Origin of the sequence: Paucilactobacillus wasatchensis (assembly GCF_000876205.1) — a bacterium.
Classification (GTDB): Bacteria; Bacillota; Bacilli; order Lactobacillales; family Lactobacillaceae; genus Paucilactobacillus; species Paucilactobacillus wasatchensis.
This window is the reverse complement of the sequence record NZ_AWTT01000001.1, coordinates 122594-134206: the sequence shown is the minus strand read 5'-3', so window position 1 is coordinate 134206 and position 11613 is coordinate 122594. Positions and strand designations below refer to the sequence as shown.

Sequence of the window (11613 nt, the reverse complement as noted above, 5' to 3'; positions counted from 1 at the left end):
ATATTATAAAATGTTGTTTTTGTTTAAATAAGTAAAAATCATTCCTTGTTAAGGATTAAGCTTAATACTTTATATATACGGCAAGAAAAGTTATTTTCATTTCCTCTAAGTGATTAAATTTTTGTACGAAGAACTTACAATAAAAACACTCATCTAATTTCACTAGATGGGTGTTTCACTATCCGTACACATCAATTGCGGCTAGCATTATTTTTTCATATCAATTCAACAAAATCAAAACCATGACTACATCGGTTGTTAATGGAATCATAATTAACGTTAATCATAGTGTTGCAACGTTTTGTGTGCTTAAAAACGTAGCTAAATAAGGACGTGTACGCCCAGATTAGTTTGCCACGTTTGATTCATTGGGCCACTTCTAATTATTCCGTTTTATTTTGATTTTTTGTCAGTTGTTGGTAAATTTGATTGCTAATCAGATCGTTTGTCCACATCCATGTCATATGGCCTAAACCTTCAGAAATATGTTCCTCAAGCGGTTGATCTTTCACTCGAGGAATGGTGTGCAGTGCTGGCATAATTGCATGATGGAACGCACCCCAGATGAAGAGACCAAATGCAGTTCCTTGGCCAGCTCTAATTACTGGTACATAATGTTCGCCAACACTGTAAAGCATGGCAAACGAAGTTGAAAAACCAAAATGGACCAGATAGCTCACAAATGGTAGTTGCTGACCTGAGTAGGTATACGTGGCATGCGTCACATTAGCTGGTACACCAACCTGTTGCAGCAGCTGTTGCGGCGGATTAGTAGCGTCGCGTTGTGGTGTGCGCGGTGGTAAAACATTTTCCCATCCTAGCTTAACTAGCCCTGACACAATCCCGGCAACACCACCAGCAATTAATGCGGCCGTTAAATTCACTTTTTTATTTGTCATATGATCGTCTCCTTTAAGCGCTTACAGTTAGTATAAATCTTTTATTACTAAAAAAGACACCAAATATTTTTTACGATTGAAGTAAAACAAATGCGTTCGTTTTTGTTAATCAACCAGAATAAATTAAACTATGACGACTACAAACAGCTAAAAATAATGCCCAAAAAGACGCTTATTTTTCTTAAGCGAAAGCGACTAACAAACTTCGGTTTACAAACCTAATGACCGTTAATCCATTGAAAAACAACAACCTTAAGGATATCTATATTCGTTTAGTAAAATAAGTGTTAGGTTATCTACAAGCTTTTTTACTTGGAAGAGGGAATTGGAATGGAACAACATACTAGACGGAAAAAATGGTTATGGTTATTAGTAACGGCTACATGTGCCTTAGGATTCTTGTACTTCAATCAGCAAACGGCACACGCTGAACCTACATATACAATTGGGACTGGGACAACTTTTGAACCGTATGAAATCGAAAGTAAAGATGGTTCCTATGATGGAAAAAACAATGGGATTGATATGGATATCCTGAAGGCAATTGCCAAAAAAGAGCATTTTAAATATAAGTTAAAAGTAATGGGCTTTAACGCACAACTTCAAGCAGTGCAAGCTGGTCAGATTGACGGAATGATGGCGGGCGTTAGTGTTACCGATGCTCGTAAAGCAACGTTTGATTTTTCAACCCCATATTACAATGCCGGTGAAGTAATGGCCGTCGATAAAAACAGTAAGATTAAATCGTTTAAGGATTTGAAGGGCAAGACGGTCGCCCTCAAAGCTGGTACGACTGGCGCAATTTATGGTGAATCATTACAGAAAAAATATGATTTTAAAATCAAGTATTTCAATGATTCCAACACAATGTGGAATGATGTCCACAACGGCGGTACGGTGGCTACGTTTGACGATGGTCCCGTGTTAGAATATGGGATTTTAAACGGTGTACCTCTTAAAATTGTGACGAAACCAGCCAAGACAACGCCCGTTGCATTTGCAGTTAAGAAGGGGGAAAACCAAGAACTCTTACACAAGTTTAATGCTGGTCTAGCTTCAATCAAGAAAAGCGGCGAATTGAAACAAATTATCAATAAATATTTAAATGGTAACGCAGTGAAAACAGATACTGCTAGCCAACGAACAATCATGGGCTTGATCAAAAATAATAAAGGAACATTGTTAAGTGGTTTGTGGATGACAATTGAACTGGCAGTGTTGGGAATTATTTGTGCTACGGTATTAGGTGTGATTTTAGGGGTCATGGGCATTTCAGATGGGAAAGCATTGCCATGGACTGCCAGCACCATCACGTATATTTTCCGTGGCCTACCAATGATGGTTTTGGCGTTCTTCATTTACATTGGGATGCCAGATGTGATTGGACAAAAGATCCCACTGTTCACGGCCGGGATTATTACCTTGACGCTAAACGAAGGGGCGTATATTGGCGCGTTTGTTAAAGGCGGTTTCAAGGCGGTTGACCGGGAGCAATGGGAAGCTGCCCGCAGTTTAGGCTTACCTTATAACAGGGCGCTATGGAAAGTAATTGCGCCGCAAGGAATCAAATTCATGATCCCATCCTTTATTAATCAATTTATTATTACGTTAAAGGACACGTCAATTTTGTCCGCCATTGGTGTGATGGAGCTGACAGAAACAGGGACGGTCATTATTTCGAAAAACATGGAAGGTTTCAAGGTGTGGGCAATTATTGCGGTAATGTACCTAGTTGTGATTACGCTGCTTACTTGGTTATCTAATTATGTGCAAAAAAGAATGAGAGTGTAAAATAGAAAGGTGATAAAAGGAAGGCTTCGGGTTGTGAAGGACGAGTGAATGTTACCTTATACAATAGGAAGCTGGGTTGTTTCACACGTTTCAAACAGAAAAAAATAGATTTCTTAAAAAAGTGAGGTAATCCATATGGATAAAGGTTACAAAGTGCAGGTAGAAGATTTGCACAAAAGCTTTGGTGATAATGAAGTATTGAAAGGCGTCAATTTAAACGTTAAAGATAATGAAGTTGTTTGTATGATTGGTCCATCTGGTTCTGGTAAAAGTACGTTTCTCCGTTGCTTAAATAAGCTAGAAGATCCCACTAACGGGCACGTATATATTGATGGCTATGACATCAGTGATCCAAAAACAAACTTAGATTTAGTCCGACAAAACATTGGCATGGTGTTCCAGCATTTTAATTTATTTCCACATTTGAGTGTGTTGAAAAATATCACGTTAGCACCCACGCAATTAAAAAAAGCGGATGATGCCGAAGCAAAGAAGCAAGCGATGCATTACTTGGATATTGTGGGTTTGACAGAAAAAGCGGCGGCCATGCCTAGTCAATTATCCGGCGGCCAACAACAACGAGTAGCGATTGCCAGAGCGTTAGCGATGCAACCAGATGTGATGCTGTTCGATGAACCTACGTCAGCACTGGATCCTGAAATGGTTGGTGATGTGCTAGCAGTTATGAAACGACTGGCACAACAAGGAATGACAATGATTGTGGTGACACATGAAATGGGCTTTGCCAAGAGCGTGGCCGACCGAGTCGCCTTTTTTCATGACGGTTTAATTCAAGAAGAAGGAACCCCAGAACAAGTTTTTGACCATCCACAGCAACCAGCCACCCAAAGCTTCCTGAACAAAGTATTGAATGTGTAGGTGAGATGATGAGACCATTAGTTGGAATTTTAGGCGCCCAAATGAACCATGCGGACAATCAATTTATTGATAGTCACTTTGAATATGTTCAAAATGTTAATATTGCAGCCATTGAAGCGGCTGGTGGGTTACCACTGGTCTTGCCAATTGCTCAGGCGGATGTGGAGGAGTTGGCAAGTGAATACGTTAGCCAAATTAGTGCGGTGTTTTTAATTGGCGGGGAAGATTCCGATCCCAATCTATATCATGAACAACCCACCCCATTGCTTGGTGAAATTGATCAACAACGAGATAGGTTTGAATTGGCTGTTTATCAGCAAGCACGGCAGCAACATAAGCCGATCTTAGGCATTTGCCGGGGAATGCAACTGATTAATATCGCTGAAGGTGGCAGTTTGTATCAGGATGTTACGTTGGCTCAAATTGATAAGCCACTGAAACATGATCAGCAGCCCACTTCTGTGATGGCGGAAACCCACCAAATTAAAATTAAAGCTGGTTCTTGGCTGCAACCGCTGCTAGGAACAACGCATCAGGTTAACTCCGTCCATCATCAAATGATCCATCAGTTGGCACCGGCCTTGGAGGCAGTGGCTAGCAGTCCAGATGGTGTGGTTGAGGCTATAGTTAGTCGTGATCATGAAGTATATGGGGTTCAATTTCATCCGGAATGGCTGACGCAGTCTGACAAATCAATGCAACAAATATTTAACTGGTTTGTTGATTACGTGCAAAAATCGATCGCTAATGGTGAAAGAATGTTCAAACAGGCTTAATTATGCCATAATTAGGCTATGAACAATGTCATCACCGACAAAATGTAACTGCGTTGTTCATTTGCGCAGTTATTTTTTGTACTATCTTAAAGTGAGAAATTTAAAATGCCGACAGTAAAACAACATAAACGTTCGCTTCCCAAAATATTAACCCTTGGCTTTATCGTGATCATCATCATTGGCAGTTTACTTTTGATGTTGCCACAGGCCACTCAAACTGGTCTCAGTACTAAGTATAGTGATGCCTTATTTACCGCGACTTCAGCGACGTGTGTCACTGGCTTAACAACCCTCAATACGGCGGCTCACTGGTCAATTTTTGGTCAGGTAATTATCATGATCCTAGTCGAGATTGGCGGACTAGGCTTTATGACGTTCACCGTGTTATTATTTTCGATGTTGCGCCGTCAGCCCAATTTGACGACGCGCGTGTTAGTGAAAGAATCGTTGAATTTAGAAAGCTTAGCAGATGTCCGTACGGTGATGAAGTATGTCATTGGGCTATCATTGATCATCCAAATAGCTGGGATGGGACTGTTAATGTTCGACTTTGTGCCGCGGTTTGGCTGGGGTAAGGGGACTTATTTTAGTGCATTCCATTCGGTTATGAGTTTTTGTAATGCTGGATTTGATTTATTTGGTAATAGCTTACAAAACTTTGGCAATGATCCATACCTAATTTTTGTTGTGTCATTATTGATTATTGCTGGTGGTTTTGGCTTTCTAGTGTGGCGGGATGTTTTGTTGTGGCACAAAAATCGTCAGGTGTCGCTGCACACAAAAATTGCCATCTCCACTAGTGCGGTTTTGATTGTTGGTGCGACGGTGATTTTTTGGTTCACTGAAAATAATTTCCACCAACTTAAGGGGAGTGCCAGCGGTTTTGCTAGGCTCGTTGACACATTTTTCTTGGCTGTAGCGCCACGAACTGCCGGTCTGAACGTATTGCCATACTCGAAAATATCAATGGCCGGGATTGTTTTGACCATGGTGTTGATGTTCATTGGTGGGACAACAGGCTCCACTGCTGGTGGAATTAAAACGACCACGGTCGGTATTTTGTGGTTACAAAGTTGGGCTGTCTTGCGCGGACGTGATGAGGTTGAATTTGGCCGGCGTCGTTTCACACAAAATAACGTTTTTCGGGCTTCTATGTTGATCTTTGTGGCCGCAATTATTGTGGTGATTGCAATTATGGTGTTAGCAACGGTTGAAACGGTGCCGAAACAATTTGGGCTTGAATACATTGTCTTTGAAGCGTTATCGGCGTTTGGTACGGCAGGAATGACGATGGGGTTAACCCCGCATTTAACGGTCCTTGGTAAAGCTATCATCATGATATTAATGTTTATCGGTCGGGTTGGTATTTTCACTGTGATGTTCACCGTATTGAATTCGGACCATCCGCAGAAACATTATCGCTATGCGGAAGAAAGTGTCATGATTGGGTAATTAGCCGTATCAAATTAAGGAGAAAATAAATGAAACAAACATTTGCTGTGATCGGCCTGGGTCGGTTTGGGTTGAGCGTGTGCCAATCTTTAATTGAAGAAGAACAAGAAGTGCTGGCAATTGATAATGATGAAGAATTGGTTACGAGTTATAAGGACCTGGTAACCCAGGCTGTGATTGCAGATGCTCAGGATGAAGATGCAATGCGCGATCTAGATCTGGGTAATTTTGACCATGTAGTAATTGCGTTGGGGCAAAATATTCAGGCGAGTGTCTTAGCAACATTAATTGTGAAGGAACTCGGTGCTAAGCATATTGTGGCTAAAGCTGAAACAACAATGCATGGTCGTGCCTTAGAAAAGATTGGCGCCGATTCGATCGTATTTCCAGAACGTGATATGGGCCAGCGGGTGGCTCATCGATTAATCAGTCATAACATATTAAATTACTTGGCATTGAGCGATACTTACACCTTAGCCGAGATACGAGTGGCTAATGATAAATTCAATGGTAAAACCTTGGCCGAATTGAATTTTCACGATCAATTTGGTCTGATGTTAGTAGCCATTGCACGCAATAACGACGTGCAAGTTTCACCGCCAGCAACAGCCATCATCCAGGAGGGTGACACGTTGTCAGTGATTGGTAAAACGGTCGATGTGGATCGGTTGGATGAGGCCACTAGTGACCGGATCTAGCATTAACTAAGTTAAAGGCAGAATTATAATTCTGTCTTTTTTTGATCCACAGAATAATCATTTACGTTGACAATTGTAGACGAAACATTTATAGTACCAATATAAGGTTTACGTTTGTAAACGAAAAAGGAGTGCTATTTAAATGAATCCTGAAAAAGTAAGTGAAATTACACCTTCCGAGTGGGAAGTTATGCGAATTATTTGGACAAAGGGTCCTAGTCATAGTCGTGAATTGATTGATTTGATTCAACGAAAACGTGACTGGACGGAGTCAACGATTAAAACTTTGTTAGGCCGCTTGGTAAAAAAAGGACTTTTAGAAACAAACAAAGTGGAACGAAAATTCGTTTATTCGACGACGGTTGGTGAATTGGATGCAATGAATTTAACCAGTCAACAACTATTTGATCATTTGTGTGCGATGAAAAAAGGGCAAACGCTGGTTAATTTGATCGTACATACCAATTTAACGAAAAATGATGTGCAGAAATTACTTACAGTACTGCAAAAAAAAGAGCAAACGGCACCTGACACCATTGCGTGTGATTGTTTACCAAATGATGAAGATTGCACCACCGACAATTGTGAATGTGAGGAAAAGTAAATGGGAAACGATGAAAAATCAATGAACATGAAAATGGATATGGGTTCAATGGATCACGACCACATGGATATGGATGAAATGGACATGGGTGGCGGACACATGATGCACATGGGCAATTTTAAACAGAAATTCTGGCTATCATTAATTGTGGCGATTCCGATCTTTATTTTATCGCCATTTATGGGCATTAATTTACCATTTCAGTTTACATTTACTGGTTCCGATTGGATTGTCTTAGTTCTAGCAACTTTCCTATTTTTCTACGGGGGGCAACCATTTTTATCTGGTGCCAAAGGAGAATTACAAGATAAAAGTCCAGCCATGATGACCCTGATTTCAATGGGGATTAGCGTGGCGTATATCTATAGCCTCTATGCGTTTATTGCCAACCATTTTATCAATCAAAATGGCCATGTAATGGACTTCTTCTGGGAATTGGCTAGCTTGATTGTCATCATGTTGCTGGGTCACTGGATAGAAATGAATGCCGTGATGAATGCTGGCAATGCGCTGGAAAAAATGGCCGCATTACTGCCAAGTATGGCGCACGTGATTGATGATAACGGTAAGCTGCAAGATATTGAGCTAAATAAGTTGTCTGAGGGCCAAAAAGTGGTTGTCCAGGCTGGTGAAAAAGTACCGGCTGATGGGGATGTTGTCGCTGGCAGCAGTTCGGTGAACGAATCATTGGTGACTGGTGAAGCAAAAGCGGTCACAAAAACGACTGGCGATCAAGTTATCGGTGGTTCGGTAAACGGCAATGGTAATTTAACGGTCAAAGTCACTGGTACCGGAGAAACTGGCTATTTGGCCCAAGTAATGAAATTGGTCAATCAGGCGCAACAAGAACAATCGAAAGCTGAGGGGATGGCTGAAAAGGTGGCTAAGTACCTGTTTTATGCCGCTTTATCGGTTGGAATAATCGCATTCTTTGTTTGGTTAGGCATTGGTGGTCCAGATACGGCGCTGGAACGAATGGTGACGGTCCTCGTGATCGCATGCCCCCACGCGTTAGGTGTTGCTATCCCACTAGTTGTCGCCCGAAGCACGTCGATTGCGGCCACCAATGGATTGTTAATTCGCGACCGCCACGCAATTGAAACTGCCAAGCATGTTGATACCGTGTTAATGGACAAAACAGGTACCTTAACTGAAGGTGTTTTTAAAGTTGATCAAGTTAAGGCATTGCAGACAGATACTTCCGCCAAACAAGTGTTGCAATTATTTGCGAGCCTGGAATCAAATTCAAGCCACCCATTGGCAACTGGAATTCTGACTGCTGCCAAGGAACAACAAATTGAACTAACTGAAGTCAGTGATGTCGAAGCAGTTCAGGGTGTCGGCTTGAACGGGAAAGTTGCTGGTCAGAGCTATTCAATTGTGACGGCTGACTATCTTGAAAAACAACAGATTGAGTTTGATCAGGGTGAATTTAAGCAATTAGCGTCTGCAGGAAATTCAGTGAGTTATTTGATTAGTGATGGCAGAGCCCTGGGGTTGATTGCACAAGGTGATCAAATTAAGCCAGCAGCTAAAGCATTTATCGCTCAATTACATCAGATGGGTATTCAACCAGTTATGTTGACGGGGGATAATGAACCGGCTGCAAAACAGGTTGCCGCGCAGTTAGGCGAGTTAACTGTCGAAGCCAATCTGAAACCAGAGGATAAGGAAAAGATTGTGCGTGAGTACCAAGCAAATGGTCATCAGGTAATGATGGTTGGTGACGGAATTAACGATGCCCCTAGTTTGGCACGAGCCAATATTGGAGTCGCAATTGGTGCGGGGACGGACGTGGCAATTGACTCGGCAGACGTGATTTTAGTAAAGAGTAATCCAAAAGATATTTTGAACTTCTTAAATCTAGCAAGGGCAACAAACCGCAAGATGGTGCAAAATCTGTGGTGGGGTGCCGGTTATAACATTATTGCAATCCCACTAGCAGCTGGTGTGCTGGCAGGAATCGGAATAGTATTAAGCCCAGCAGTTGGAGCATTGATTATGTCGCTTTCAACGATTATCGTGGCGATGAATGCGATGACGCTTAAAATGTAGAGTGTGAACAACCGCGATTAGAAACTGGAGTGTAACGTGAAAAGGACCTGAATCAGATTCGTATTTTGAATTTGGTTCAGGTCCTTTTTATGTTACACGGAAGTTTCTGTGGTTGCTGAGCACGTTTCGGCAATTAAAATAAAACGTGAAAAGCCAATGTTACACGGCAGGTACTGCGTCTGCAATCAAATTTCGACAATTTAATTATAGAGCCTAAATCTGAGGTAACTATCAGTAGTTTATTAAAATCAGTATTTTAAAAATACACCTAAAAAAAGTAACTAGTGCAATTACTGCATAAACTAGTGCATTGGAAGCACAAATGGTAAGCGCTATCATGAAATCATCCTAGGAAAATTATATTGAGGAGGAGTGGAACTTAAATGGATGTTAATCAAGTGTTTGAAATTAGTCTTAATACTACTGTGGTGACAGAACATCCAGAAGAATCAGTATTAAAAAATGCAGTAAGTATTTTACAAAGAGATATTCGTAAAGTGGTAACTAGTCACGGCTCAAAGAATGAGATTATTTTAGAGAAAAAAGAAATTGCCAATGGAGAAAAGGATGATGACTTCACTGTTCATTTTGTTAGTCAACAGCGAGTTGAGATTGTATCGGCTACTCAACTGGGACTGATGTATGGTGTGTTATCAATTTCACGAAACGTGCTGAAAGTTGATGACTTTTGGTACTTCATGGACAAACGAGAAAAAAAAGCGATAAAATTATTTGGAATAATTTTGACCAACATTTAGCTAATTATAAAACCAAATATAGGGGATGGTTTGTCAACGATGAATTATTGCTGACAAAATGGCAGGACCATGATTCCAATGAGTATGTTTGGGACAGAATCTACGAGACGTTACTACGGTTAGGTGGAAATTTAATAATTCCGGGAACAGATAAGGAAAGTAAATACCACAGAAAAGGAGCTCAGGCGATGGGATTAACTATAGCCCATCACCACGCAGAGCCTCTGGGTGCTGAAATGTTTGCAAGAGTTTATCCCGACCTAGAAGCATCATACCTTAAATATCCAAAACTATTTAAAAAACTGTGGCGCGATAGTATAACTGAACAGCGTGGAACTGCTGTGTTATATGGTCTCGGTTTCCGTGGACAAGGAGATCGACCATTTTGGCTCGAAGACCAAAACCATACGTGGACTAATAAAGAAAAAGCTGATGTAATCAATGATGTGATCAAAATGCAATATGACATGGTTCAAGAATTGGATCCAGGTGCGCAATGTGTCATAAACATTTATGGGGAATTAACAGCACTCTTTAACGATGATTTATTAAGATTACCTTCTGATGTAATTGAGATATGGGCAGATAGTGGCTATGGAAAAATGGTTTCCAGGCGACAAGGCGATGATAACCCTCGTTCACCAGTACTTAGCATTCCCAATACTGCTAAACGTAAACGAGGAATATACTATCATGTAACTTTTCATGATTTACAGGCATCAAGTTTTTTGACGCTACTTCCTAACAGTCCACAATTTGTATCGGAAGAACTAAGTAAAGTTCGTCAAGCAAATATGGATACTTTAGAGTTAATTAACGTTGGCAATGTGAAACCACATATCTTATTCATCCGAGAAGTAGCTCAGTCTTGGCGTAGTGAGTATCGGAGTCGCTCCAATGCAGAAATTATCACTGAATATGTTCACCGATATTATGATGAATCACATACTCAAGTAAGCAAAATTTATGAGGATTATTTTAAGGCATCAATTCAGTATGGCCCCAATGCTGATGAAAAAGCAGGGGATGAGTTTGCAACATATATAGTTCGCAAACTAATTAAATCCTGGATGGGACACTCCTTACAACTGGAAGAAATGAATTGGTTGACAGGGGACGTTGCTATAGATAAACAATTGAGTATTATAGATGAATTAATTAGCACAAAATATGATGCTTGGGATCAGCTTAAAAGAAAGTCCGTACAGGTTTATGAAGATATCATGGATCCACATAATCAGTCTGTTTTTTATAATGATATTATGCTTGATATCAATGTTCAGACATGCTCTTTACACGCACTAAGAGCAACGATAAAGGCCTATCATTTTTATCAAAATGATGAAATAATTCATGCATTTTTGGAATCTGATGAAGCAATGAGATCAAATGATGAAATTTTGAAAATGAGACAGAATAATCCTTCGTCAAAATGGTTTGATTTCTTCTGCAATGATGCATATTCAAATATTGAATTGAATTCAATAAAATTACGAAGATTAAGGTCTTATTTGAGAGTGCTTGGTGATAGCTCAGATGAGGATAAGTGGGAAAGAAACTATTTAATGGAAAATTCTGATTCCCGGGTTATGTTACTTTCAAATACTCATTTAGCTTTATCAGATGATCAAATAGCTCGTAAGTTAAGAGAACAAATAATTAATGAATCATAAAATTACAGATTAAGGAAAGGAAAATTAG

At 40.4% G+C, this 11613-nt stretch carries 10 protein-coding genes; 9 read left to right on the top strand and 1 reads right to left on the bottom strand.

Annotated elements, in window-relative coordinates; translation table 11 throughout:
- Window positions 1-383: 383 nt before the first annotated feature.
- On the bottom strand, window positions 384-899 hold the full coding sequence (locus WDC_RS00585; RefSeq protein WP_044009858.1) for a YagU family protein: 516 nt from the start codon (window positions 897-899) through the stop codon (window positions 384-386).
- A 330-nt stretch (window positions 900-1229) separates the two neighbouring features.
- On the opposite strand from WDC_RS00585, the gene WDC_RS00580 reads away from it, so the two are divergent.
- The 9 genes from WDC_RS00580 to WDC_RS00540 all read left to right on the top strand — a co-directional run bounded on the left by WDC_RS00580 (window position 1230) and on the right by WDC_RS00540 (window position 11585).
- On the top strand, window positions 1230-2690 hold the full coding sequence (locus tag WDC_RS00580) for an ABC transporter substrate-binding protein/permease (protein ID WP_044009857.1): 1461 nt from the start codon (window positions 1230-1232) through the stop codon (window positions 2688-2690).
- 135 nt (window positions 2691-2825) lie between these two features.
- Window positions 2826-3569 carry an amino acid ABC transporter ATP-binding protein gene (locus tag WDC_RS00575; protein ID WP_044009856.1) on the top strand — a complete coding sequence of 248 codons (744 nt, stop codon included), beginning with the start codon at window positions 2826-2828 and terminating at the stop codon, window positions 3567-3569.
- 8 nt (window positions 3570-3577) lie between these two features.
- Complete coding sequence (locus tag WDC_RS00570; RefSeq protein ID WP_044009855.1) at window positions 3578-4345, top strand: gamma-glutamyl-gamma-aminobutyrate hydrolase family protein; 768 nt, start codon at window positions 3578-3580, stop codon at window positions 4343-4345.
- 105 nt (window positions 4346-4450) lie between these two features.
- Window positions 4451-5797 carry a TrkH family potassium uptake protein gene (locus tag WDC_RS00565; RefSeq protein ID WP_044009854.1) on the top strand — a complete coding sequence of 449 codons (1347 nt, stop codon included), beginning with the start codon at window positions 4451-4453 and terminating at the stop codon, window positions 5795-5797.
- Window positions 5798-5826: 29 nt separating this feature from the next.
- Window positions 5827-6495 (top strand): potassium channel family protein, encoded by a 669-nt coding sequence (locus tag WDC_RS00560; RefSeq protein WP_044009853.1) that lies wholly within the window; start codon window positions 5827-5829, stop codon window positions 6493-6495.
- A 142-nt stretch (window positions 6496-6637) separates the two neighbouring features.
- Window positions 6638-7099 carry a CopY/TcrY family copper transport repressor gene (locus WDC_RS00555; protein ID WP_044009852.1) on the top strand — a complete coding sequence of 154 codons (462 nt, stop codon included), beginning with the start codon at window positions 6638-6640 and terminating at the stop codon, window positions 7097-7099.
- Window positions 7100-9154 carry a heavy metal translocating P-type ATPase gene (locus WDC_RS00550; protein ID WP_156126972.1) on the top strand — a complete coding sequence of 685 codons (2055 nt, stop codon included), beginning with the start codon at window positions 7100-7102 and terminating at the stop codon, window positions 9152-9154. It abuts the gene before it with no gap.
- Between the two features lie 383 nt (window positions 9155-9537).
- Window positions 9538-9912 carry a hypothetical protein gene (locus tag WDC_RS09790; protein ID WP_044009851.1) on the top strand — a complete coding sequence of 125 codons (375 nt, stop codon included), beginning with the start codon at window positions 9538-9540 and terminating at the stop codon, window positions 9910-9912.
- Window positions 9843-11585 carry a glycosyl hydrolase 115 family protein gene (locus tag WDC_RS00540; RefSeq protein ID WP_044009850.1) on the top strand — a complete coding sequence of 581 codons (1743 nt, stop codon included), beginning with the start codon at window positions 9843-9845 and terminating at the stop codon, window positions 11583-11585. The genes WDC_RS09790 and WDC_RS00540 overlap by 70 nt, the downstream gene beginning before the upstream one ends.
- Window positions 11586-11613 lie beyond the last annotated feature (28 nt).